Source organism: Kitasatospora sp. NPDC048286 (assembly GCF_043201735.1).
Taxonomy (GTDB): domain Bacteria; phylum Actinomycetota; class Actinomycetes; order Streptomycetales; family Streptomycetaceae; genus Kitasatospora.
Map to the genome: position 1 here is coordinate 521,487 of NZ_JBICZE010000003.1, position 23,719 is coordinate 545,205.

The following is a 23,719-nucleotide window of genomic DNA, read 5'->3' on the forward strand; positions in this document are numbered from 1 at the left end:
CGATGTGTGGAATCTCGGGCTGGGTCTCCTTCGACCGGGACCTGACTCAGCACCGCGCGGACCTGGACGCGATGACCCTGACCATGGCCTGTCGGGGGCCGGACGCCGAGGGTGCCTGGCTCGACCGGCACGCGGCGCTCGGCCACCGGCGCCTGTCGATCATCGACCTCGAAGGCGGCACCCAGCCGATGTCGGTGCGGACCGACGACGGCGAGGTGACGCTCACCTACAGCGGCGAGGTCTACAACTTCACCGAGCTCAGGGGTGAACTGGTCCGCCGCGGCCACCGGTTCCGGACCCGCAGCGACACCGAGGTGGTGCTCCACGGCTACCTGGAGTGGGGCGAGGCGGTCGCCGAGCGGCTGAACGGCATGTACGCCTTCGCGATCTGGGACGCCCGGGTCGAGAAGCTCGTGCTGATCCGCGACCGGCTGGGCGTCAAGCCGGTGTACTTCTACGCCACCGAGGACGGGGTGCTGTTCGGCTCCGAGCCGAAGGCGATCCTCGCCAACCCGCTGGCGGAGCGCGCGGTCGACCTCGACGGCCTGCGGGAGCTGGTCAGCTTCACCCAGACGCCGGGGGCCGCGGTCTGGTGCGGGATGCGCGAGGTGGTCCCGGGCGGCGTGGTCACTGTCGACCGCGGCGGCCTGCGCGAGCACCGCTACTGGACTCTGCCGACCCGCGTCCACACCGACGACCGGCAGACCACCGTCGACACCGTGCGCATGCTGCTCGAGGACATCGTGGACCGTCAGCTGGTCTCCGACGTGCCGCGCTGCACGCTGCTCTCCGGCGGGCTCGACTCCAGCGTGATCACCGCCCTGGCCGCCGCCCGGCTCGGCAAGGAGGTGCGCAGCTTCGCGGTGGACTTCGCCGGACGGGAGGACGACTTCGTCGCCGACGAGCTGCGGGGCACCTCGGACGGCCCGTACGCGCGCGAGGTGGCGGCGCACGTCGGCTCGCAGCACCAGGCCATCGTGCTCGACCACACGGCGATCGCAGACCCGGAGATCCGCCGCAAGGTCATCACCGCGCGGGACAGCCCGCTCAGCCTCGGCGACATGGACGCCTCGCTGTACCTGCTGTTCCAGGCGATCCGCGAGCACTCCACGGTCGCCCTGTCCGGGGAGTCCGCCGACGAGGTCTTCGGCGGGTACCGCTGGTTCCACCAGCCGGAGGCCCAGGCCGCGGAGACCTTCCCGTGGATGGCCGTCTTCGTCAGCGGCGCGAAGGCCCAGGTGTCCGACCGGTTCAACCCCGCCCTCACCGCCGCCCTCGACCTGCCGGCCTACATCCGCGAGCGCTACGCCGAGGGCGTCGCCGAGGTCGAGCGGGCCGACGGCGAGAGCGACCACGAGCTGCGGATGCGGGTGATGTGCCACTTGCACCTGACCCGATTCGTCCGCATGCTGCTGGAGCGCAAGGACCGGATCAGCATGGCCGTCGGACTGGAAGTCCGGGTTCCTTTCTGCGACCACCGGCTGGTGGAGTACGTCTACAACACCCCGTGGTCCATGAAGACCTTCGACGGTCGGGAGAAAAGCCTGCTGCGCGCCGCGACCGCCGATATCCTGCCCCAGTCGGTGCTGAAGCGGACCAAAGCGCCCTATCCCGCCACTCTCGCCCCGCAGTACGCCGTATCTCTGCTACAACAGAGCAGGGAACTGCTCGCGACCGACGATCCGGTGTTCGAACTGGTCGATCGCGACCGGATCGAACGAATTACGCGACAGGACCCGGACACGATGACCCTCGACGTCCGCAACGGCATGGAGAGGGTACTCGATCTGAGTGCGTGGCTGGACATTTACCGCCCCGAACTCCGTCTGTACTGACGGTGCCGATGCCAAGGCAATTCAGCACAGAAAAACCCATCTCACAGAAGAGGTAATCCAAGTGCCCCACACGATCGTCAATCCTGACGGTTTGCACGACCCGCGCCCGCTCGGCTACAGCCACACGGCCAGCGTCCCGGCCGGCACCGAGCTGGTGTTCGTCTCCGGCCAGTACGGCTCGGGCCCGGACGGCATGGTCGTCTCGGACGACTTCGCCGAGCAGGTGCAGCAGGCGTTCGGCAACCTCGGCACGGCCCTCGCCGCCCACGGCCTGGACCTCACCGACGTCGTCCAGCTCCGGACGTACGTGGTGGACCCGGACTTCGACAAGCTCAAGACGATCGGCATGGCCGTGGCGGGCAGCGGCGCCGGGACGCCGCCCACGCAGACCGTCATCGGGGTGGCCTCCCTGGCCATGCCCAACATCCTGTTCGAGGTCGAAGCGGTCGCCACGCGGTCCTGACGCCTCGCCGCCGCCTGGTCCGGGGCCTTCCCCGGACCAGGCGGCGGCCCGGGGCCGTACGACCGGTACGGGGGACGGGCACGACCGGGCGGGTCACACCAAGGAGCGAGGGGACACGAGATGGCAGACACCCATGCGCAGCCCGAGCACTTCGGAAACGACGTCGAACTCCGCCGCCGGCACCGCGAAGTGGTCGCGGACTACATGAGCCGGAAGGGCGAGAACCGCCTGACGCGGTACCTGCTCTTCGCCGAGGACGGCAGCGCCGGCCTCTACACCACCGACACCGGGGAACCGGTCGTCTCGCAGGGCCACGAGAAGCTCCGGCAGCACGGCGAGTGGTCCCTGCGGATGTTCCCCGACTGGGAATGGAAGAACGTCCGGATCTTCGACACCCAGGACCCCAACCACTTCTGGGTGGAATGTGACGGAGAAGGGCAGATCCTTTATCCGGACTACCCGTCGGGCCACTACCGGAACCATTTCATACACTCGTTCGTGCTGGCCGACGGGAAGATCAAGCAGAACCGCGAGTTCATGAACCCGTTCCAGCAGCTGCGGGCGCTGGGCGTGGAGGTCCCGGAGATCAAGCGCGGGGGCATCCCCACCTAGTCCGATTTCGTTCGTACTCACAGCGAGGAGCACCGGATGGGCTCTCGACTCAATCCGTGCATCGCCTTCGACGGAAACGCGCGGGAAGCGATGGAGTTCTACCGGGAGGTATTCGGCGGTGAACTCGAACTGGGCACGGTCGGCGATTTCGGATCGACGGACGCGCCCGACGCCGACAAGGTCATGCACGCCGTCCTGGTGACCCCGGACGGCTACACGCTGATGGGGTGGGACGCCCCGGCGCGGGTGCCCCTCCACCCCGGCAACAACGTCGCGGTCTTCCTCGGCGGCGACGACGCCGGGATCCGCGACCACTTCGAGAAGCTCGCCGTCGGCGGCACCGTGACGCTGCCGCTGGAGAAGCAGGCGTGGGGTGACGAGGCCGGCTCGCTGGTGGACCGGTTCGGGATCACCTGGATGGTCAACATCACCCGACCGCACTCCTGACCGGCCCCGGGGCCGCCCGTGTTCGAGGCGGCCCCGGACCGGACCGGGGCTCGGACCGTGACGACACGCCGTGGAGGACCACGGCGCAGTGGGCCGCCCGGTACCGGTCCGGGAGGCCGGAATGAGGAGTCTCCATGGCAGTCGACATACAGGCCACCCGGGATGTGATCGACGTCATCACCGGCGGCTGGCGGGCCCAGGCCCTCTACACCGCCGTCAAACTGGACCTGCCGGACCACGTCGAGGCCGGCCGGGACACAGACCCCGAACTCGCCCGGGCGACCGGCGCGGACGAACGGGGCGTGCACCGGCTGATGCGCCTCCTGGTGGCCATGGGCGTGTTCGAGGGCGACGGGACGACCGGCTACCGGAACACCCCGGTGAGCACGGCCCTGCTCGCCGGGCCCCAGTCCCTGCACGACATGTGCCTGCTCTACGGCGAGGAGTTCTACGCCGCCTGGGGCCACGCCCACCACGCCGTCTCCACGGCGAGCTCGGGCTTCGAGGCCGCCTACGGCCTGCCGTTCTACGACCACCTCGGCCAGGACCCCGCGCTCGCCCGGCGCTTCCAGCACACCATGAACGCCGGAAGCATGTTCTTCCACCAGGTGCCCGAGGTGTTCGACTTCTCCGGCCGGACGGTCGTGGACGTGGGCGGCGGGGGCGGGCACCTGCTCGCCACGATCCTCGCCGCGACGCCGGACGCCGGGGGCGTTCTCTTCGACCGCGAACACATGATGCTCAAGGCCCGCGAGCACCTGGTCGCTGCGGTCGGACCGGAGCGCGTCCGGCTGGTCGGGGGCGACATGTTCGAGGGCGTCCCGGCGGGCGGGGACGTCTACATCCTCTGCCGGGTGCTGGCGGGCTGGGACGACGACGCGGTCGTCGGCGTCTTCGAGAACTGCCGCCGCGCCATGGCGGACCCCTCCGCACGGCTGCTGGTCATCGACCGCTTCGTCGCGGACAAGGACTCCACCGTGCTGCCCGCCCTGTGGGACCTGCACCTCCTGGTGACGACCGGCGGCGCGCACCGCACCCTCGACCGGGTCACCTCCCTGCTCGACCGGGCCGGCCTGGACATCGTTCGGACCGCCGAACTGCCCATGGAGACCACCGCGCTGGTTGCCGAGCCCCGCCCCTCGTCGCAGCCGTAGCGGAGCCCCCACACACCCACCAACGAGCTACCGGCCGACGGGAGATTCCGGTGCCGAAGATCGCGACGATCGGCGTCTATGGCTTCGACGGCGATTCCTACCTGCAACGACTGCGGCAGGCGGACGTCCGCCTGCTGATCGACGTGCGCCAGCGCCGCGGGGTCCGCGGCCCCGCGTACGCCTGGGCCAACTCGCTGCGGCTCCAGGCGGCCCTCGCCGGCGCCGGGATCGCCTACCGGCACCACCTCGAACTCGCCCCGACGACGGAACTGCGCCGGCTCCAGTACGCCGAGGACGCCCGCAACGGGGTCGGCAAGCGCTCGCGCCAGGAGCTCGCCGCCGAGTACACCCGCCGCTACACCGGCGAGATACTCGACCAAGCCGACCTCGCACCGATCGTGGCGGCGCTGCCGGAGGACGGTGTCGCCGCACTCTTCTGCGTCGAGCGCGACCCCGAAGCCTGCCACCGCTCCCTGGTCGCCCGGCGGCTGGCCGAACGGCACCTCGTCACCATCGAACACCTGGGCCCGCTGTGACGGGCAGCCCTGGGCCGGCCGGCGCACCGCGACCGCGGATCGCGGTGTTCGCCGGGCCGACCGCGACGATCCTGAACACCCCGGACCTGGTCACGTCGAACAAGGCGCGCGCCCGGTACGGCCTCCCGCCGCGCGCCGCCCGCTTCGACCTGCTGCGCCCCCAGCGGCTCGCCGCACCCGCGACGGTCTACGTCGAGGCGTTCAGCGCGCACCCGCTCGAACGGGACTCGGCCCACCTGTACGCCCCGCCGGACGGCTGGCTCGACCGGGACGGCGCGTTCCACGAGGAGCCGCCCGGCGGCGACGCCACCCCGGTGCACGTCGTCGAGCTCCACCCCGACGACGGCCTCTACCCCCTGCCCTACATGGCCCGGCAGGCGGACGGGTCCGCCTGGGAGGAGACCGCGACCGCCCCGCTCGCATCCCCGGAGTTCGCCCGGCAGACCTTCTATCCCGACGCCCGCCGTCTCTACGAGGAGATCGAGCGGTTCGGCCTCGCCGACCACGGCACCCCGGTCGAACTGGGGTCGATCGCCGATTTCGACTTCTTCCGCGCCGCCCCCTCCGGCGGCTACACCGCAGGCCCCGGGTCCGAGCGCCTCGGGGAGGACTTCTTCGTCTACTACCCGTACCACCTCCAGACCGAGCCCGGCCTGGCGGACCTCGCCCGGGCCACCAACCTGGTCCAGGCCGTCCTCGCCACCGGGGAGTACACCGGCCTCCAGTGGCTGGAGGGCAGCCCGACCGTCGACGAGACCCTCTACTGGCTCGGGCTGCTCGTCGACACGACGGTGCCGCTCGTCGGACACGCGGCCCAGCGCCGGCACCAGACGTCGAGCGCCGACGGCGACCGCAACGTGGTCGACGGCGTGAAGTACATCGCCTCCGGCGTCGCCCTCGACGAACGGGGCGCGGACCGCGTCGGCGCCTGCGTGGTCGTCGACGAACTCGTTTACGCCGCCCGGGACGTGACCAAGGTCGACGCCAGGCCGGGGGGCTACGAGGTCACCGGCGGGCACGGTGGAATCGTCGCCGACCTCGGCGGCTACGGCCCCCCGCAGCTCACCTACCTGCCCGCCCGCGGCCACACCCACCGCTCGGACCTGCGTCTGACCGCGCTCCCCGAGCGGGTGACCGGCGTGACCGGGACGCTGGACGCGGGTGTGACCACCGTCGACGTGGTGACCAGGGACGCCGGCGGGCTCGTCCCCACCGCCATGCCGCACGTCACGATCACCAAGTACAGCCGGTACGCGGCGACGGGCACCGGCAAGGACGGCCGGTCCACCCCCGACGACGAGGTCGAGGTGCTCGCCCGGATCGGGACGAACCTCGCCAGGGCGCCGCTGTCCGGCTTCGTCTGCGAAGGCATGTCGCCGTTCGGGATGGCCGACCCGACGAGGAACGCGGCCCTGGCCGTCGCCGTTTTCGCCGGCATGCCGGTGGTCCGCACCGGCCGCGGGAACACCGGTGGCATGGCGTACCGAACCGACCCGGTGTTCGTCTCCGGCAACAACCTCACCGCCACCAAGGCGCGCCTGCTCCTGATGGCCGCGCTGCTCAAGTTCGGCGCGCTGCCGCCCGCCGCCGACCCGTTCGACCCGACCGCGCAGGAGCGGGCGGCCACCGAGCGGGCCGTCGCCCGGTACCAGGCCCTGTTCGACACCCACTGACCAGGCATCCGTCCCCCGGCCCGCGCGGCGTGCGGGGGACTTCGAGAACGGAAACCCATGGGTAGATACGAGTACGTGGTGGCCGACGTCTTCACCGACGTCCCGCTGGAAGGCAACCCGACTGCGGTCTTCGTGGACTCCGCCGGGCTCCCTCCCGAGCGCATGCAGCGGATCGCGCAGGAGATGCACCTGTCGGAGACCGTCTTCGTCCTCCCCCCGGAGGGCGACGGCGACGTGCGGGTGCGGATCTTCACCCCGGTGAACGAGCTGCCGTTCGCCGGCCATCCGACCCTGGGGACGGCCATCGTGCTCGGCGAGGCGGACAAGGCGGAGACGATCCGGATGGAGACCGCCATGGGCACCGTGGCGTTCGAGTTCGAACGGGCCGACGACGGGCGGGCCGACTCCGCCCGCATGTGGCAGCCCGTCCCGACCTGGGAACTCTACAAGCGCGCGGACGAGTTGCTCGCCGGTCTCGGCCTGGCCTCGGCCCCCCGGACGCTGCCGGTCGAGGTCTACCGCAACGGACCGCGGCACGTGTTCGTCGGCCTGGACAGCGTGGCCTCGCTCTCCGCCCTCGAACCGGACCAGCGGGTGCTCGCCCGGCTGCCCGACATGGCCGCCAACTGCTTTGCGGGCGCGGGCTCGCAGTGGCGGCTGCGGATGTTCTCGCCCGCCTACGGCGTCGTGGAGGACGCGGCCACCGGCTCGGCCGCCGGCGCGCTGGCGGTGCACCTGGCCCGGCACGGCCTGGTCCCCTTCGGGGAGTGGATCGAGATCCGCCAGGGCGTCGAGATCGGCCGCCCCTCGACGATGCGGGCCCGGGCCTTCGGCACGCCGGAACGGATCGAGTCGGTCCAGGTCGCCGGGTCCGCCGTCGTCGTCGCCCGCGGAACGCTGTACGCGTAGCCGCGCGACGGGCATAGGGTCCCCCCATGACCTATCAACCCGCAGAGGACGAGGGGCTGTTCGCGCTACCGATCCCCGAGGCCCCGCCGGCCGGGCCGGCCCCGGCCGGCTCGCCGCTGGCGGTGCGCTTGCGGCCCCGCTCGCTCGACGAGGTGGTCGGCCAGCCGCACCTGCTGCGGCCCGGCACACCGCTGCGGCGCCTGCTGGAGGGCGGGGAGGCGGCGTCGGTGCTGCTCTACGGCCCGCCCGGCACCGGGAAGACCACGATCGCCCGGCTGCTCGCCGGCGCCGGCACCCGGCGCTTCGTCGCCCTCTCGGCCCTGTCCAGCGGCGTCAAGGACCTGCGCGAGGCGATCGACGGCGCGCGCCGCCGCCGCGACCGGCGGACCGTGCTGTTCGTCGACGAGGTACACCGCTTCTCCAGGACCCAGCAGGACGCGCTGCTCGGGGCCGTCGAGGACCGGATCGTGCTGCTCGTCGCCGCCACCACGGAGAACCCGTCGTTCTCGGTGGTGGCGCCGCTGCTCTCCCGGCTGCTGGTGCTGAAGCTCCGGCCCCTGGACGGGGGCGAGGTCCGCGCCCTGCTGCGGCGGGCGGTGGCCGACCCGCGCGGGCTCGACGGGGCGGTCTCGCTGTCGGCCGAGGCCGAGGACACGCTGGTGCGCCTGGCCTCCGGCGACGCCCGCAGCGCGCTGACCGCCCTGGAGGCCGGCGCCGACGGGGTCCTCGACACCGGCGGCACCGTGATCGACGTGCCGGCCGTGGAGCGGGCCGTGGCCGAGGCCACCGTGCGCTACGACCGGCAGGGCGACCAGCACCACGACGTCGTCAGCGCTTTCATCAAGTCCGTCCGCGGCTCGGACCCCGACGCCGCGCTGCACTACCTGGCCCGCATGCTTGTGGCCGGTGAGGACCCACGGTTCATCGCGCGCCGGCTGCTGGTGCACGCCAGCGAGGACGTCGGGCTGGCCGACCCCACGGCCCTGCAAGCCGCCGTGGCCGCGGCGCAGACCGTCGACCTGATCGGCTTGCCCGAGGCCCGCCTCGCCCTGGCCCAGGCCACCGTGCACCTGGCCCTGGCCCCCAAGTCGAACACGGTGATCGTTGGGATCGACGAGGCCATGGCCGACGTCCGGGCCGGCGACCTTGGCGAGGTTCCCGCCAACCTGCGGTACAGCCGCTACGCGGGCGCCGCCGAGCTGGGTGGCGCGACCGGTTACCGCTACCCCCACCGTGCCCCCGACGGGGTGCTGGAGCAGCAGTACCCGCCGGACGCCCTGGTCGGCAAGAACTACTACCGCCCCACCCGGCACGGCTGGGAACGCACCCTGCACGAGCGCCTCACCGAGCTCCGCCGCACCGTCCGCGGCGAATGACGCCGAGGGGCCCGCCCCCCAAGCCAACGGGTCGGGCCCCTCCGGACGTCCGCCCCGGCGCCCGTCAGACGTTGAAGCGGAACCACTGCCAGCCGACCCCGACCTGCGGCGGAGCTCCGCCCAGCCCTCTGACCAGGCGCTTCACTGTCGGGCCAGGTTGGACCCTGGTTCGCGGACCGCTTCGCCGGCAAGACCCCGCCCACCACCTGCTGACGCCACCCGAGGTGGAAAGGGTGGGGTGTGCGGGCCCGGCACACGCAGGGTGCCCGCACCCTCGCCGAGGCGGGCAGCCTGTTCATCGCCACCGAATCCTGGCTGGCAGCCGGCCCACGGTGGTCGGGTGGGTTCAGTGCTGGCCGGGGCCGATTCAGCGCGGGTGGGTGCGGGGACGGGGGCGGGGGTGGGCGTCAGGCGGTGGAAGATGTGGGCGAAGGCGAGGAGGGTGAAGATGTCGCTGAGGACGGGTGCGGAAGACGAAGGGGCGCGGGTCGCTCTGTGGCACAGGGCGATCAGGGCGTAGGCGGTGCTGATCGGGTCGCTGGGCGAGCCGGGTTGCCGGCCCCAGCCGCCGTCGGGGTTCTGGGTGTCCAGGATGTGTGCCAGGGCCTTCGATCTGAGCGGGTGCGCGTGGGGCTGGTCGAAGTGCGAGGCGGAGAGGACGGCGCGGAACATCGTCTGGAGCCGGCTGGCGCTCCAGTCCGGGGGAAGGTGCCGTCGGTGCGCTGCTGGGCGGTGAGGCTTTCCAGGGCGCAGGGGAGGACGGTGGGGTCGGTGGGCGGCCGGAGGGAGAGCGCGTTGAGGGCGGCAGCGGTCATGCAGGCTTCGGAGGGGGCGCCGGCGGCATAGGTCGGAAAGCCCCAGTCGGGGCCGCGGGTGGTGAGCAGGGCCTAGCCGAGCCTCGCTCCTCGGCCGTGGTCATCCGGACACGCTCGACAGCGCGGCCCATCTGGCCGGCGTTCTGGAGGGTCTGCATCGCGTGCCGGAAGCCGTCGCATTGCGCCGGGACGTGCTCGAGCGGCGTAGACGTGCCCTCGGGCCGGGTCATCCCGACACCCTGAAAGATGCGAACGAGTACACGGCATCGCCAACGAGGGCGGGCCGGTGGGCGGAGGGCGAGAGAGAACTGCGTGATCTGATCGATCGTCTCGAACGGCAGGTCGAGGGCGATCACGACGCGCTTCTCACCGCGCGTGCAAATCTCGGCGCGGTCCTGTGCCGGCTCGGCCGCCTCGACGAGTTGGAGCGGGTGCTGAGCGCGGTTCTGGCCTCGTACGAGAGCACCGGCGGGCGGGGCGATGGCGAAACGCTCTCCATCCGCAACGACCTCGCAGCCGTGCTCCACGCGCGGCGCCGGTACGAGGAAGCCGCCGTCGTGCTGCGCGAGGTGGAGGTCAGTACCGTCCGTCGGTACGGCGAAGGCCACCCGAGCACCCTCCGCGCCCGACACAACCTTGCCAACGTCCTGGTCGACGTGGGCAGTCGGCAGGAAGCGGCGGAGATCCTGAAGAGCTGCCTCTCCGGTTACCGGCGGATCCTCGGCCCGGACCACCCGCTCGTTCGCTCCATCACCGGGCAGCTCGACTGGCTGATCGACGAACTCGCCTGATGCCAGTTTGTCGAAGAGGCACATCATCAAGGTCCGCGTCCTGCGGCGCTGGGGCCGGCCCGCATCGCCTACCTGCTGAAGCTCAACCCGGCCACCGTGCACGCGTGCTGAACCGCTACCGCCTCGACCGCCTCTCGCACCTGGACCGTGCCACGAGTCGCGCGATACGGCACTACGAGCAGTGCGCACCAAGCGAGTTGGTCCACGTCGACACCAGGAAGCGCGGCAACATCCCCGATGACGGCGGTCACCGGTTCCTCGGCCGCCAGGCTGGCCGCAAGAACCGCTCCCGGGCTGGCTGGAGCTACCTGCACAACGCCGTCGACGACCACTCCCGCTTGGCCTACAGCGAGATCCTGGTTCTACAAAACTGGTCGATTCATCACTTCCCCGTCGAGCTGTTGGTCGTCTGCGGGCCGCGCGAGTCGATGTGAGTGAACCCTGTGCTGGTTGCGGGCGGTCAGCGTAGGGGCAATGCCCTGTTGGGTTGCCAACTGTGGAAATCTGGCGGTCAGTTAAGGTCGAAATCGAACTCGGCGGTGACGGGGGCGTGGTCGGACCAGCGTTCCGCGTGGGTGGCGGCGCGCTCGACGTAGGCGGCGATGCACTTGTTCGCGAGGCCCGGGGTGGCGACCTGGAGGTCGAAGTGCCAGCGGATAGACGCCTTTTCGAAAAAGGTCCACCCGTTCGAGTGCTGCTGGACGTCCCCGCCGAGGTCACGCCGTGGAAGCGCCCGGACCTGGGCCCGTGGCTCACCGAGCGCCAAGGCGAGTGGGACGCGATGGTGTGGGCGAAGGTCGACCGGGCATTCAGGTCCGCGAAGGACTGTGCGGACCTCGCCCACTGGGCCGAGGAGAACCACAAAGTCCTGGTCTTCACCGACGACGGGATCACCCTGGACTACCGGGAGGGCCGGGAGTCGTCGTTCGGGAATGAGCTGGCCAAGACCTTCCTGATGCTGGCGTCGATCTTCGCGGAGATGGAGCTCAAGCGGATCAAGGCCCGCGTCACGGCCGCGCACAAGCACCTGCGCAAGACGGACCGCTGGGCCGGCGGGCAGCCGCCGTACGGGTATCGGATCGTCGACCGCTCCGGCGGTGGCCGCACACTTGAACCGGACTCGGTCACCTCCGAGGCCGTCCGCTACATGGGCAAGCTTCTTCTGGAGGGGCAGAGTCAGTGGATGATCGCCATGGCCCTGGAAGGCGCCGGGTTCGACACCCCGTCGATGCACGCGTACAAGAACCAGGGCGACACCTACACGAGCAAGCGCAAGACCGCGCCGTCGAACCACTGGAACCCGACCAGCGTGGGCAAGATCCTTCGCTCGCCGGCGACGATGGGCCTGAAGCTGACCGGCCGCTCCGTGAAGGCACGCAAGATCGCCCGGGACGCGAAGGGCCTGCCGATCCGGATGGCCAAGCCTCTGTTCACGGAGGGGGAGTGGGCCGCGGTCCAGGCGGCGATGGACGAGCGTGCGATCACCAAGGAACGCTCGAACGGCGCCTCGCCCTGGCTCGGCGTTGCGCACTGCGACCGCTGCGGCGATCGGTTCTACCGGCAGGTGAACCTCGCCAAGAACGGCAAGATCTACGAGTACTACCGGTGCGCGAAGACGGCCGGCAAACCAGCGTGCAAGGGCCAGTCCGTCAGGGGCGAGCGCGTCACCACAGCGATCGCCGCTCTGGTGGACCGGTTGGCCGGCCTGGCGATGACGGTGCGCAGGTTCATCCCCGGCGAGGACCACACCGAGCAGCTCAACCACGTCACCCAGGCCATGAAGGACCTCCGCGAGGAAAAGCGCCGCAACCTTTTCGACTACCCCGGAGGCGACGACGAATACTCCGAAGCCCTCGAAGTCCTCGTTGACGAACGCCGCCGCCTCGCAGCCCTCCCACAACGTTCCTCCACCTGGGTGGAAGTCGAGACCGGCCAGACCTTCGCGGATGCCTGGGCCCAGCCCGACCAGGACGACCGCCGCCAACTCCTTCTCGGGCGGAGGCGAGTTCGGGCTCTACGCCACCAAGATCGCGGTCCCGGCCGACGCCAGGCCGGTGCTGAGGTTCGTTGCCCGGGCGAAGGAGGGGCCGGCCCCGTACGCGCGCTTCTCCTACGAGGACGGCACCTCGCAGACCGTACCGGCGACGAGCTCGGGTGACGGGTGGCAGGAGTTCGGCGGCAGTCTCGACGCGGCCGGCAAGACCATCGAGCGGATCTCGGTGGGCTTCGCCGACTCCGAGCGCCTGGTGAACACCGTGCTCGGTCAGCTTCGCCTCTACGACGCGTCGAAGGACGTGAAGCCGGATCCGATCGAGGTCTCGTCCACGGCGTCCACGATTTCCTGGACCGGCCCGGCCAGTCCGTCGATCGCCTACTGGAACGTCTACGCGCGCCAGGGCGGGTGCCTCAACTTCCTGGATCTGGCGTTCACGACGACCTACGACACCTCGCTCCCCATGTACAGCCCGCCGCAGCCGGCCGACGACTACGTCATCCAGCCCGTCTCGACGAGCGGCACGGCGGCCACCTTCGGGGACCTCTGCTGCGGTGATCGCTAGGCGAGGAAAGAGGCAGCCACCGGGGCCCCAGGACGCCACGGTGCGTGCTCGAACGGCCGTCAGGCAGCGCCAATCGGCTGAGCCGCACCCGACACGACACCGATCACCCCGGCGTCGGGCGGACAAGGTGGATAACTAGGTCCTGTCACACTGTCAGACGAGTCGACCGCCCTCGTTCCCACTCTCACACGGTGCCCACCCTCACACCGGGGCCTCGAAACGTGCCGGGCGTGCCCGGGGCGCCGGGAGGTCGCAACGGCCGCACGCGGCTGGGGGTTGCCTCGGACGACGCCGTCACCAGTGGCCGAGCGGGGTTGGCTCACCAACCCCGCTCGGAGGATTGATGCACGTATCACGTGCCTTGCGTTCGATCGTCGCCGGCGCCTCACTGGGAGCAGCTCTGGTGGCCTCCCCGGCGTGGTTCGCCACGCCCGCCGCCGGAGCCGGCCTCAAGTCGACCGTCCACGGGACGGCCACGCGGTCCACTGACTCCGGACCCGCGCTGCACCATGACACCTCGCCACCGTTGCGTGACCTGGCGCACGGACACGGACAGCGCCGGTCCGCCCCCGGCGTCGTGCCCCCCGCAGATGCGCAGCACCCGTCCCTCACCAGGGCCGCTCCTTCGGACGGGGTGGTGCAGGAACACGACGGCAGCCGGGGCCGGATCCGGTTGGACGTCAGTTTCGACGGCATCCGGGAGGCCGGGGGCGTCCCTCCCGACCCCAACGCCTCGGTGGGCTCCCGCCAGATCGTGGAGATCACCAACTTCGACCTCGCGGTGTACTCCAAGACCGGTGCCACGGAACTGGGGCAGCTGACCACCCAGACGCTGTTCAGCGGGTTCGGCGGACCGTGCGAGACCGCTCCGAACCCCGACATCGGGGACCCCGTGGTCCGCTGGGACTCCCTGGCCCACCGCTGGATCCTCAACCAGTTCGCGCTCGACCAGGCAGGCGGCCCGAACCTCCTGTGCGTGGCCGTCTCCAGCAGCGAGGACGCCACCGGCGCGTACTACCGGTACGCCTTCGGGTACCAGCACTTCATCGACCACCCGAAGGTCTCGGTCTGGCCGGACGCCTACTACGCGGCCTTCACCGCCGGGGCGTTCCCCGAGACCTGCGCCTGGGACCGGAGCAGGATGCTGCGCGGAGCCGACGCCGACCAGCAGTGCTACATCGTCCCGACCCCGACCATCCCGCTCCCCTCGGACCTCGACGGCCCGACCCCGCCCCCGCAGGGCGAGCCCAACCTGCTGATCGCCCTCAACCCCGCCTACAACAGCCTGCAGTACTGGCGGTTCCACGTGGACTGGGCGGACCAGACCCGCACCGCCGTCACGGGCCCGGAGGAACTGCCGGTGGCCCCCTACACCCCGGCCTGCATGAGCACCGATCCCACCCGATGCGTCCCCCAGGCCGGCACCACCCAGCAACTGGACTCGCTCTCCTACTCCGCCATGTACCGGCTCGCCTACCGCAACTTCGGCGACCACGAGTCCTTGGTCGTCAACCACGCGGTCGACGCGCCCGGCGGTGTGGGGGTTCGATGGTACGAACTGCGGCTGGACCACGGCCGGCCGGTCGTTCATCAGCAGAGCACCTACGCGCCGGGGTCCACGTACCGGTGGATGGCGTCCGCGGCCCAGGACAGGAACGGCGACATCGCCCTGGGGTACTCGACGTCGAACTCCCAGGCCCGTCCCTCGATCAGCGTCACCGGACGCCTGGCGGACGACCCGCTGAACGCGATGACGTTCCGCGAGACCACCGTGTGGACCGGCACCGGCTCCCAGACCGGGAGCAACCGCTGGGGTGACTACACCTCCATGGCGATCGACCCGGAGGACGACTGCACGTTCTGGTACACCAACCAGTACCAAGCGGTCGACGGCACCGGAAACTGGAACACCCGCATCGCCTCCTTCCACCTCTCCGGCTGACGCGGCCACCACGGCCACGGGCGACACCCGGGGCGGACGGCACACCGCCGACCGCCCCGGGCCTCAAGTCATCGCCTGTGCCGCGCGGCGACTCTCGCCAGACGGCCTTGGTTTTTACAAACCGAGGCGTTTCCAGAACATCAGCTGACTGTCAGTCAGAGCGGCGGATCGCCGCATAGTGCAGTTGCAGTGCCAGTAGCAGCCCCAATCGTTGCTCCGGTAGGGCGTGCGATGAACCGAAGCAGTTGAAGCCAGCTTCCCGAACTCGGCTCAGCGCTACAGGAGTTGGTCGAGGTCGAAGGCGGCTGTCACTGGTGAGTGGTCGCTCCAGCGCTCGGCGTGGGACGCCGCCCGCTCGACGTGCGCCTCGGTGCAGGTGTCCGCGAGGTTTTGACTGGCCGTCAAGAGGTCAATCCTCCAGCGGATAGACGCCTTTTCTAAAAAGGTCCACCCGTTCGAGTGCAGCCTGTTCGAGGGTGCCTGCTGGCCTGGGCGGTAGGGGGAGACCCATGGGCATCATGACGGTGTTGGCGCCGGTTCGGGCGGTGGTGGGTTCGCGTGTGTCGGATACGCATGGGGACGAGGGCAAGGTCTCGCATCTGGTGCAGGCGGAGTCGGCGACGCGTCATGCGGTCTCGAAGGAGTGGGAGATCGTCGGGTCGTTCGAGGACCTGGACGTCTCCGCCGATGTCACGCCGTGGAAGCGCCCGGACCTGGGCCCGTGGCTCACCGAGCGCCAAGGCGAGTGGGACGCGATGGTGTGGGCGAAGGTCGACCGGGCATTCAGGTCCGCGAAGGACTGCGCGGACGTGGCGCACTGGGCGGAGGAGAACCACAAGGTCCTGGTGTTCACCGACGACGGGATCACCCTGGACTACCGGCAGGGTCGGGAGTCGTCGTTCGGGAACGAGCTGGCGAAGGTCTTCCTGATGCTAGCGTCGATCTTCGCGGAGATGGAGCTCAAGCGGATCAAGGCCCGCGTCACGGCCGCGCACAAGCACCTGCGCAAGACGGACCGCTGGGCCGGCGGGCAGCCGCCGTACGGCTACCGGATCGTCGACCGCCCCGGGGGCGGCCGAACTCTCGAGCCGGACCTGGTGACGTCCGAGGCCGTCCGCTACATGGGCAAGCTGCTCCTGGAGGGGCAGAGTCAGTGGATGATCGCCATGGCCCTGGAAGGCGCCGGGTTCGACACCCCGTCGATGCACGCGTACAAGAACCAGGGTGAGTCGTATTCGAGCAAGCGCAAGACCGCGCCGTCGAACCACTGGAACCCGACCAGCGTGGGGAAGATCCTTCGCTCGCCGGCGACGATGGGCCTGAAGCTGACCGGCCGCTCCGTGAAGGCGCGCAAGATCGCCCGGGACGCGAAGGGCCTGCCGATCCGGATGGCCAAGCCTCTGTTCACGGAGGGGGAGTGGGCCGCGGTCCAGGCGGCGATGGACGAGCGTGCGATCACCAAGGAACGCTCGAACGGCGCCTCGCCCTGGCTGGGCGTTGCGCACTGCGACCGCTGCGGCGATCGGTTCTATCGGCAGGTGAACCTGGCCAAGAACGGCAAGATCTACGAGTACTACCGGTGCGCGAAGACGGCCGGCAAACCAGCGTGCAAGGGCCAGTCCGTCAAGGGCGAGCGCGTCACTGCGGCGATCACGGCTCCGGTGGAGCGCTTGGCCGGGTTGGCGATGACGGTGCGCAGGTTCATCCCCGGCGAGGACCACACCGAGCAGCTCAACCACGTCACGGCGGCCATGAAGGACTTGCGCGAGGAAAAGCGCCGCAACCTTTTCGACTACCCCGGAGGCGACGACGAATACTCCGAAGCCCTCGAAACCCTGGTCGACGAACGCCGCCGCCTCGCAGCCCTCCCACAACGCCCCTCGGCCTGGGTTGAGGTCGAGACCGGCCAGACCTTCGCCGACGCCTGGACCCAAGCCGATCAGGAACATCGCCGCCAACTCCTCCTCGGCCTCAAGGCCTGCCTCTACATGACCCCCACCATCGAAGGCTGGTACCTACCCGCCGAACTCCAAGCACGAGCGCCGGAGCTGGAACGGACTGGAAGCTCGGCGTAGCTGGGCAGATACTCGGCTAGCTCGCTGCCGCCGAACTGTGCCAGAGTGGCTGATCCGCGTAGACGGTCCTCCAGTGTGTGGCGCCGGCCTGTCAGGTACCGGCTGTGCGCTCATTAGGGGCGGCACACCGCTGCTTGAGTCCTCCATACCGATCAGATTGCCGATGACCGGAACCTGCTGTCGTTGGCCGAAAGGCGGTGGGCATGGTTCGGAACCCGTAGTGTGCACGCGAGACGCGCTTCGCGTCGAAGTGGAGTGTCCGATTCGGGTGTGTCTGGGTCTTCGGAATGCTTCGTCGTTCTGGATCGGATCCCAGGTTCCCGCTGGTCGGCCAGCGTGGCGCGCAACGCCATGTCCCGGAGTCCCCGGGCGTGGGCGAGCGCGATGGCGGTTGCCCTCCTGACCGGCCGAGGATCGCAACTGCCAGGCCAGGATGTTGGTCACGGAGTTTCTGGAGCCGCTCCGAGCCGGCGGAGGCGGGCACCTGGTGCTTGGCGGCCTCTGGGTGATGCAGGCGCTCCTCCTCCGGCCAGGTAGGCCGGTTGTGGTTGTGGTCGTGGTTGTGGGCTGCGGTTTCGCGGACGAGCTGGGCGAAGCGTCCGCGGCTGCGCTGCTGGTGCTGTTCGGCGGGCTTGTCGTCCCGGTCCTCCACGTCATTGTGTTGTGGCGAGCCCGGAACCCAAGTCTGCGGCCGGCACCTGGCGCGAACAGCCGTCGTGTCGTCGGGTCTCCGGCGGCCACCCGGAGGTGTGGTTCAACGGCACAGGGCGGCGTTCATGACGTCGTCGAGCTGCGCCGAGTCGTCGCCGGTCGACTTGAGGGTCAGGGTGACGCTGACGGCGTGGCCGTCGTCGGTGACGCCGGCCCGGGTCCGGTAGCCCGGGATGTTGCCGTTGTGGCCCCAGAAGACGCCTCCGCAGGGCAGGGGCATGCTCGACAGGCCCAGTCCGTAGCGGACGCCGGGGCCGGCGTCGTCGGCGGGGACGGTGGTGCGCATCTGGGCGAGCTGGGCCGTCGGAAGGAGGCGTCCGCCCAGCAGGGCGGTGTAAAAGTGGTTGAGGTCGGAGTCGGTGGAGACCAGCTGGCCTGCCGCCCAGGCCCAGGAGGGGTCCAGCTCGGTGAAGTCCCGCGGCGGTGCGCCCGGGGCGTCCCGGTAGTAGCCGTTGGGGTGGGGTTCTCGGATGGTCTGGTCGCCGGGGGCGGGGAAGTAGGTGTGGCGCAGCCCGATGCGCCGGATGACGCGCCGGTCGATCTCCTCGGCGAGGGGGCGGCCGGTGACCTGCTGGACGATCAGCCCGGCCAGCAGGTAATTCGTGTTGCTGTACTGCCATTTCGTGCCGGGGGCGAGGTCGGATTTCTGGGCCAGGGCCAGGTCGAGGACGTCGCGGGGTTCGAAGTAGTGGTGCCGGATGGCGGCGAGGTCGGCCATCCGAGGGGAGAGCATGTACTCGGGGAGTCCGCTGGTGTGTTGGAGGAGTCGGTGGACGGTGATCAGGCGGCCGTCGATCCCCTCGCCGCGGACCAGGCCCGGCAGGTAGGTGTCGACCGGTTCGTCGAGGCCGACCTTTCCTTCGGCGACGAGCTGCAGCATGACCACCGCGGTGAACACCTGGGTGTTGCTGCCGATCCGCACCTGCCCGTCGACCGGCACCTCGGCACCGGTGGCCGGGTCGGCGACGCCCGCGGTGTAGTTGCGGGTACGCCGGTCGTGGTCGGTGACGCTCGCCAGCGCGGCGGGTGCGATGCCGTCGCGCACCAGCGTGTTCAGGCCCTGCTGGACGGCGTCCGGTCGACCGGCGGCGAACGCGCCGGGCGGTGCCGTCGCCCCCGCCGTCAGGACGCCGACGGCCGCCACGGCTGCCACCGCCGCGGCCACTGCCGTCCGGCGGCGACCGCTGCGCCGCCGGTCGGCGCCCCGTCCTTGTCGTGCCTGCCCGTGCATACGTCAACTCCTTTGGAGCGGTGGGGAAATGATCTGACCGTCGGCCGGGTCGGGGCGTCCAGGGCGGCCCGACCCGGCCATCGGTGTGGTGCTACAGCGTGCCCGCCTCGCGGACGCTGTGGAGGTGGACCAGGACGTCGTAGGCCTGGCCGACGGCGAGGTCGTCACCCTTGTCGGCCGGGTATATCGCACCGAAGCTGTACGTCGGGCGCGCGACGTTCAGCCACTCCTTGGCGGCGGGCGGAGCCTTGCGCAGGTCGACGTAGTAGTCGCGGAACCGGATCTGGTCGAGCGTGTACTCGTTGGTGTCGGGAGCGGCCGGGCCGACGGTCCACTTCTTCCAGGGGGTATCGGCGACCGAGCCATCGTTCTTGTCCTTGGAGAGGAAGGAACCCTGGTCGAAGGAGGCGCCGATGACGAGGTAGTCCTTCTTCAGGATGCTGCGGAGGATCGAACCCTGGCTCTCCGGATACATCACGGGGTCGGAGGTCGCGTAGCCGGCGTGATCGTCGTGGGCCGACATCGGGACCACCCGGCGCTGCGGCGCCCGTGAACGCACCGCCCTGACGCCAGCACGGCAACGTAGCGGGTCAGGTGCGCGCATCCCGACCCATCCCCGCCGCGTGACCCGGCAACCCGGCGAACGTGTGCGGTCACCGCGGTACGTGGCGGAGGCGAGTGATGCACGCCGCCCCTCACAGGAGGCGCCGCACGGCCTCCATGATCGCGTTCCGGCAGTCCTCCGGGTCCGACGTCAGGACAGTCGTCGCCGGCATGCTCGCGGCATTCGTCGGGCTCCAGGCCGAGGCGATGGCCAGGACGAGGGTGAGAAGTGTGGCCGGGGTGAAGCCCGGTGTGCCCACTCCGCCCTTCCGAACCGCTTCCAAGGAGGCGAGCTTGTCGTCGTGGGTCTGCTTGGCGACGGCAGGGTCCCGTTCCACGGCAGTGCCGCGTTCCAGCCGGTGCCAGGTCGCCAGGCGGAGCACCTCGGGGTGCTTCTGGTAGAAGTCGAACAGCCGCCCGGCGTAGCCCGGCAGGTCGTCAGGTGTGAAGGGCACCATGTCGAGGCCGCGCCCGAGGTGTGCGTCGAAGACGGCGTCGAAGAGCCCGTCCTTGTTGCAGAAGTAGACGTAGATGAGGTTCTTGTTCGCCGAGGCGACCTTGGCGATCCGGTCGACGCGGGCTCCCGCGATCCCGTACGCCGCGAACTCCTGGGTCGCTGCGTGGAGGATGCGCGCCTTCGTGGCCTCGGCTCGGGACATGGGAGTCATGCTAACAGCGCCTACTGGATCTTGCCGGGGCGTAGGACCCGTTGCCCTCGCCAGGTGAGCGCGTTCGCCGCTGGAACCACGGTGGATTCGTTTGAGACATGAGGCGATTCGTTCGGGAGTCCCGTCGGTGGTCTTGCTCCGGGTGAACCGGTGAGGGGGAGAAGTGCCTCGCCGGTACGGTGAGTTGCCACCGCCCGGCGATGACCGGGCCGACGGTCGGCGCGATGCGCAGACCCACGACGAGGCAGGCCGGGGGACCGCGGCGACGTGCTCCTCGCGATCAGGGACCGGTACGCAGCGTGTGTCGTCACCGCAGTCCGAAGGCGTCGATCACTGCCTCGGAGGCGAGCAGCATGACGGTGCACCACAGGGTGACACCGGCCATCAGCCAGCCGATCAGCCGCCACCGGGGCAGGCCCAGCGCCGTGCCAAGCATGGCCGATCCCCAGGTGCCGAAGAGCGCAGGCCCGATGATGCCGAAGCCGATCACGCCGTACCGGTTCACCAGGCGCCGGGCCCGTCGGCCGGTGGGGCCGTCAAGGCGGTTCCGGCGGTTGCGGCGGTTCTCGGGCGGCGGCCCGGCGGTGACGGGCCGCCGCTTCGAGCGCCAGAGCAGCCAGCGGGTACGCAGCCACCCGGCCGCGAAGACGGCGGACAGCAGGCATCCGGCCGCGCCGAGGAGTACGGCGACGAGCGCGACGGGCGGGGGGAGGGGGATCGAGAGGCCGAAGGGTACGGCCGGGGTGCCCAGGGCGAATCCGGCGAGCACGGCCAAGGCGAAGTTCAGCACGCAGCACTCCTCATCTCGGGGACGGGCGCCACGTCGGTTCGCGGCGACAGTGAATTAACTAACCAGTTATGCTATCGCGGTGACCACCTCACCATCCGCCTCAGCATCCTTGCCGGGCAGTTCGGTTGAACGACTGGCGGCATCCAGGTACGTACTTCTCACGACGTTCCGCCGGGATGGGCGGGCCGTGCCCACTCCGGTGTGGGTGATGGGGGACGGGGACTGCCTGGCCGTGTGGAGCGCGGCCGACGCCGGCAAGGTCAAACGGATCCGCAACAGCGGCCGGGTGACCGTCGCTCCCTGCAACTGGCGGGGAGTCCCGAAGGGGGAATCCGTGCCCGGTGTCGCCGAGTTGCCCGCCGACCGGGACACCGTCCACTACCTCGACCTGATGAAGCGCAAGTACGGCCTCGTCGCGCGGGTCGGCTTGCTGGGCGGCCGACTGAAGGGGTCCGGGTACCGCGCGGTGGGCATCCGGATTCGACTCGCGGAGTGACCCTCGCGGACCTCCGTCGCATCCGGCCATCGCTCTTTGCCCGAAGTTGTGTTGACGGTCCGTCGGATCTCGGGCAGCCTTGCCTCGGAATATTAACCATCCAGTTAGTCAATCTATTTCGAACGGAGTGGCACCGCCATGTCGGCATCCACCACTGAGCTCACCAGCATCCCGCCCGAATCAGGACCCCCGTCCCCGCGGTCCTCGCTGCGGTGGTGGGCGCTGGCCGTGATCGGCCTGGCCCAGTTGATGATCATGCTGGACGCCACCATCGTGAACATCGCGCTGCCGTCCGCCCAGGCCGACCTGGGCTTCTCCGACAACGACAGGCAGTGGGTCGTCACCGCCTACGCACTCACCTTCGGCAGCTTGCTGCTGATCGGCGGGCGTGTCGCCGATCTCTTCGGCCGCAAGCAGGCCTTTCTCGCGGGTGTCATCGGATTCGCCGCCGCCTCGGCGCTCGGCGGAGCCGCCGGCAGCTTCGAACTCCTGGTGCTGGCCAGGGCGATCCAGGGCATCTCGGGTGCCCTGCTGGCCCCGGCGGCCCTCTCCCTGCTGACGACCATCTTCACCGACGTCAAGGAGCGGGGCCGGGCCTTCGCGATCTTCGGTGCCATCGCGGGCGCCGGCGGCGCGCTCGGCAACCTGCTCGGCGGCCTGCTGACCGAGTACCTCAACTGGCGTTGGACCCTCTACATCAACCTGGCGTTCGCGGCGGTGGCGCTCCTGGGCGGTCTGCTGCTGATCGAGCGTCAGTCGCGGGCGGAGCAGCGCCCCAAGCTCGACGTCCCCGGTGCGGTACTCGTCACCCTGGGGCTCTTCGGCCTGGTCTACGGGTTCTCCAACGCCGAGTCGCGCGGGTGGAGTTCTCCCGCCAGCTGGGGTCTGCTGGTCGGAGGCCTCGCCCTGATCGCCCTCTTCGCGTACTGGCAGTCGACGACGGCCGGGCCGCTGCTGCCCCTGCGCATCCTCCTCGACAGGGATCGAGGCGCCTCCCAGATCGCCATTCTGGTCGCCACCGGAGGCATGTACGCGGTCGCGTTGTTCCTCGCCTACTACATGCAGCAGACGCTCAAGTACACCCCGGTCGAGGCGGGGCTCGCCTTCCTGCCCATCCCCGCCGCACTGGTCGTTGCCTCCGCCCTGGCCGTGGGGGTCCTGATGCCCCGGGTGGGGCCGAAGATCGTGATTCCCCTCGGGATGGCGCTGCTGGGCGTGGGCATGGTCTGGTTCACCCGCCTGGATCTGGACAGCACCTACACGGGAGGCATTCTGCCGCCGCTGCTCGTCCTGGGCCTCGGTCTCGGCCTGGTCTACGCGCCGGCGATCGACCTGGCCACCTACCGGGTTCACGAGGATGACGCCGGGGTGGCCTCCGCGGCGGTCAACACCTCGCAGCAGATCGGTGGTTCGTTGGGGATCGCCGTTCTCAACACGCTCGCGGCGACCGCCGCGGGCAGCTATCTCAGCAGCCGGCAGGCCACGCCCGAGGTGATCGCCGGGGCGGCGTTGCACGGCTACTCCACCGCGTACTGGTGGGCGGCCGGCCTCGCAGCCGTCGGGCTCGTCGTGACCTTCGCGCTGTACCGTCCCGGTGTTCGGGAGAAGTCCCCCGACGCGGTGAAGGCCGTCGCCATGTGACACCTGCTCCACGAAGTCCCTCCATCCTTGAATCGCAAGCAGCCCCCGGGGCCGTGCCGCGCCCCTCGGGGGCCGGTCGCCGCCCCGGGGGCTGCTTGGTCGGGCCGCCCTTGAGCGACTGATGGCGGAAGCCGAGTACGGCACCCGCAGTCCTCCCCGGGCTCCGGGGGCGGCACGGCACGAAGCCGCCTCGGCCCGAAGCCCGGCAGGACGGTGCGTAGGGCCTGTTCGGCGGCCTGCGGGTCGTAGTCCCCGAAGTGCTGGAGGACGGCGGACCAGGGTTCGCGGTAGGTGGCCCAGTCGTCGGCGGGCTCGCCGGCGTTGTAGGCGTCCTTGACCTCTTCCGCGTTGAAGTACGCGGTCAGGGAGGGGTGGGCGCCGCGGTCCACGGAC

The 23,719-nt window shown here is 70.3% G+C and carries 21 protein-coding genes and 2 pseudogenes; 18 read left to right on the top strand and 5 right to left on the bottom strand.

Annotated features, from left to right (window positions below; all coding sequences use genetic code 11):
- Positions 1–2: 2 nt before the first annotated feature.
- The 15 genes and pseudogenes from asnB (at position 3) to ACGF13_RS09635 (ending at position 15,111) form a co-directional block, all read left to right on the top strand.
- Complete coding sequence (asnB, locus tag ACGF13_RS09565) at positions 3–1,835, top strand: asparagine synthase (glutamine-hydrolyzing) (RefSeq protein ID WP_392871038.1); 1,833 nt, start codon at positions 3–5, stop codon at positions 1,833–1,835.
- A gap of 61 nt (positions 1,836–1,896) precedes the next feature.
- Positions 1,897–2,298 (top strand): RidA family protein, encoded by a 402-nt coding sequence (locus ACGF13_RS09570; RefSeq protein WP_392871041.1) that lies wholly within the window; start codon positions 1,897–1,899, stop codon positions 2,296–2,298.
- Between the two features lie 120 nt (positions 2,299–2,418).
- Positions 2,419–2,910, top strand: a complete 492-nt coding sequence (locus tag ACGF13_RS09575; protein WP_392871044.1) for a PhzA/PhzB family protein — start codon at positions 2,419–2,421, stop codon at positions 2,908–2,910.
- Between the two features lie 36 nt (positions 2,911–2,946).
- Entirely contained in the window at positions 2,947–3,357 is a 411-nt protein-coding gene (locus ACGF13_RS09580; RefSeq protein WP_392871047.1) for a VOC family protein, read from the top strand.
- A gap of 134 nt (positions 3,358–3,491) precedes the next feature.
- Positions 3,492–4,511, top strand: coding sequence for a methyltransferase (locus ACGF13_RS09585; RefSeq protein WP_392871050.1), 1,020 nt, complete (start codon positions 3,492–3,494; stop codon positions 4,509–4,511).
- Between the two features lie 50 nt (positions 4,512–4,561).
- A complete protein-coding gene (locus tag ACGF13_RS09590; protein WP_392871053.1) occupies positions 4,562–5,047 on the top strand; it encodes a DUF488 family protein in 486 nt (161 codons plus the stop codon).
- Positions 5,044–6,720 carry an asparaginase domain-containing protein gene (locus tag ACGF13_RS09595; protein ID WP_392871056.1) on the top strand — a complete coding sequence of 559 codons (1,677 nt, stop codon included), beginning with the start codon at positions 5,044–5,046 and terminating at the stop codon, positions 6,718–6,720. The genes ACGF13_RS09590 and ACGF13_RS09595 overlap by 4 nt, the downstream gene beginning before the upstream one ends.
- A gap of 57 nt (positions 6,721–6,777) precedes the next feature.
- Positions 6,778–7,629 (top strand): PhzF family phenazine biosynthesis protein, encoded by an 852-nt coding sequence (locus ACGF13_RS09600; RefSeq protein WP_392871059.1) that lies wholly within the window; start codon positions 6,778–6,780, stop codon positions 7,627–7,629.
- A 26-nt stretch (positions 7,630–7,655) separates the two neighbouring features.
- The gene (locus ACGF13_RS09605; RefSeq protein ID WP_392871062.1) at positions 7,656–9,005 is read left to right on the top strand and encodes a replication-associated recombination protein A; all 1,350 of its coding nucleotides are present in this window, start codon (positions 7,656–7,658) and stop codon (positions 9,003–9,005) included.
- Between the two features lie 937 nt (positions 9,006–9,942).
- Positions 9,943–10,044, top strand: a pseudogene (locus ACGF13_RS09610) (hypothetical protein); the annotation flags it as partial.
- Between the two features lie 96 nt (positions 10,045–10,140).
- Positions 10,141–10,611: a tetratricopeptide repeat protein gene (locus tag ACGF13_RS09615; protein WP_392871660.1), complete on the top strand. Its 471-nt coding sequence runs from the start codon at positions 10,141–10,143 to the stop codon at positions 10,609–10,611.
- A gap of 48 nt (positions 10,612–10,659) precedes the next feature.
- Positions 10,660–10,967: pseudogene (locus tag ACGF13_RS09620) on the top strand (IS481 family transposase); the annotation flags it as partial.
- 335 nt (positions 10,968–11,302) lie between these two features.
- Positions 11,303–12,769, top strand: coding sequence for a recombinase family protein (locus ACGF13_RS09625; protein WP_392871065.1), 1,467 nt, complete (start codon positions 11,303–11,305; stop codon positions 12,767–12,769).
- Positions 12,666–13,169 (top strand): hypothetical protein, encoded by a 504-nt coding sequence (locus ACGF13_RS09630; RefSeq protein ID WP_392871068.1) that lies wholly within the window; start codon positions 12,666–12,668, stop codon positions 13,167–13,169. Before ACGF13_RS09625 ends, ACGF13_RS09630 begins: the two co-directional genes overlap by 104 nt.
- Positions 13,170–13,806: 637 nt before the next feature.
- The gene (locus ACGF13_RS09635; protein ID WP_392871070.1) at positions 13,807–15,111 is read left to right on the top strand and encodes a hypothetical protein; all 1,305 of its coding nucleotides are present in this window, start codon (positions 13,807–13,809) and stop codon (positions 15,109–15,111) included.
- 276 nt (positions 15,112–15,387) lie between these two features.
- Here ACGF13_RS09635 and ACGF13_RS09640 read toward each other — a convergent pair whose 3' ends face one another.
- A complete protein-coding gene (locus ACGF13_RS09640; protein ID WP_392871073.1) occupies positions 15,388–15,516 on the bottom strand; it encodes a hypothetical protein in 129 nt (42 codons plus the stop codon).
- 104 nt (positions 15,517–15,620) lie between these two features.
- Here ACGF13_RS09640 and ACGF13_RS09645 point away from each other — a divergent pair, with 104 nt between their 5' ends.
- The gene (locus tag ACGF13_RS09645) at positions 15,621–17,186 is read left to right on the top strand and encodes a recombinase family protein (RefSeq protein ID WP_392871076.1); all 1,566 of its coding nucleotides are present in this window, start codon (positions 15,621–15,623) and stop codon (positions 17,184–17,186) included.
- Between the two features lie 754 nt (positions 17,187–17,940).
- Here the strand turns inward: ACGF13_RS09645 and ACGF13_RS09650 are convergent.
- From ACGF13_RS09650 to ACGF13_RS09665, 4 genes are all read right to left on the bottom strand, one after another.
- A complete protein-coding gene (locus ACGF13_RS09650) occupies positions 17,941–19,128 on the bottom strand; it encodes a serine hydrolase domain-containing protein (protein ID WP_392871079.1) in 1,188 nt (395 codons plus the stop codon).
- Between the two features lie 91 nt (positions 19,129–19,219).
- Positions 19,220–19,651: an erythromycin esterase family protein gene (locus ACGF13_RS09655; protein ID WP_392871082.1), complete on the bottom strand. Its 432-nt coding sequence runs from the start codon at positions 19,649–19,651 to the stop codon at positions 19,220–19,222.
- A 172-nt stretch (positions 19,652–19,823) separates the two neighbouring features.
- Positions 19,824–20,390, bottom strand: coding sequence for a TetR family transcriptional regulator (locus ACGF13_RS09660; RefSeq protein ID WP_392871085.1), 567 nt, complete (start codon positions 20,388–20,390; stop codon positions 19,824–19,826).
- Between the two features lie 316 nt (positions 20,391–20,706).
- Complete coding sequence (locus ACGF13_RS09665) at positions 20,707–21,189, bottom strand: hypothetical protein (RefSeq protein WP_392871088.1); 483 nt, start codon at positions 21,187–21,189, stop codon at positions 20,707–20,709.
- Between the two features lie 79 nt (positions 21,190–21,268).
- Here ACGF13_RS09665 and ACGF13_RS09670 point away from each other — a divergent pair, with 79 nt between their 5' ends.
- The gene (locus tag ACGF13_RS09670; RefSeq protein WP_392871091.1) at positions 21,269–21,685 is read left to right on the top strand and encodes a PPOX class F420-dependent oxidoreductase; all 417 of its coding nucleotides are present in this window, start codon (positions 21,269–21,271) and stop codon (positions 21,683–21,685) included.
- A gap of 138 nt (positions 21,686–21,823) precedes the next feature.
- On the top strand, positions 21,824–23,326 hold the full coding sequence (locus ACGF13_RS09675) for an MFS transporter (protein WP_392871093.1): 1,503 nt from the start codon (positions 21,824–21,826) through the stop codon (positions 23,324–23,326).
- Positions 23,327–23,719: the final 393 nt, after the last annotated feature.

Bases quoted from the DNA above. Each gene is read 5' to 3' on its own strand.
- asnB (WP_392871038.1), top strand. From the start codon at position 3: ATGTGTGGAATCTCGGGCTGGGTCTCCTTCGACCGGGACCTGACTCAG.
- ACGF13_RS09575 (WP_392871044.1), top strand. From the start codon at position 2,419: ATGGCAGACACCCATGCGCAGCCCGAGCACTTCGGAAACGACGTCGAA.
- ACGF13_RS09580 (WP_392871047.1), top strand. From the start codon at position 2,947: ATGGGCTCTCGACTCAATCCGTGCATCGCCTTCGACGGAAACGCGCGG.
- ACGF13_RS09585 (WP_392871050.1), top strand. From the start codon at position 3,492: ATGGCAGTCGACATACAGGCCACCCGGGATGTGATCGACGTCATCACC.
- ACGF13_RS09600 (WP_392871059.1), top strand. From the start codon at position 6,778: ATGGGTAGATACGAGTACGTGGTGGCCGACGTCTTCACCGACGTCCCG.
- ACGF13_RS09605 (WP_392871062.1), top strand. From the start codon at position 7,656: ATGACCTATCAACCCGCAGAGGACGAGGGGCTGTTCGCGCTACCGATC.
- ACGF13_RS09645 (WP_392871076.1), top strand. From the start codon at position 15,621: ATGGGCATCATGACGGTGTTGGCGCCGGTTCGGGCGGTGGTGGGTTCG.
- ACGF13_RS09650 (WP_392871079.1), bottom strand. From the start codon at position 19,128: ATGCACGGGCAGGCACGACAAGGACGGGGCGCCGACCGGCGGCGCAGC.
- ACGF13_RS09655 (WP_392871082.1), bottom strand. From the start codon at position 19,651: ATGTCGGCCCACGACGATCACGCCGGCTACGCGACCTCCGACCCCGTG.
- ACGF13_RS09660 (WP_392871085.1), bottom strand. From the start codon at position 20,390: ATGTCCCGAGCCGAGGCCACGAAGGCGCGCATCCTCCACGCAGCGACC.
- ACGF13_RS09675 (WP_392871093.1), top strand. From the start codon at position 21,824: ATGTCGGCATCCACCACTGAGCTCACCAGCATCCCGCCCGAATCAGGA.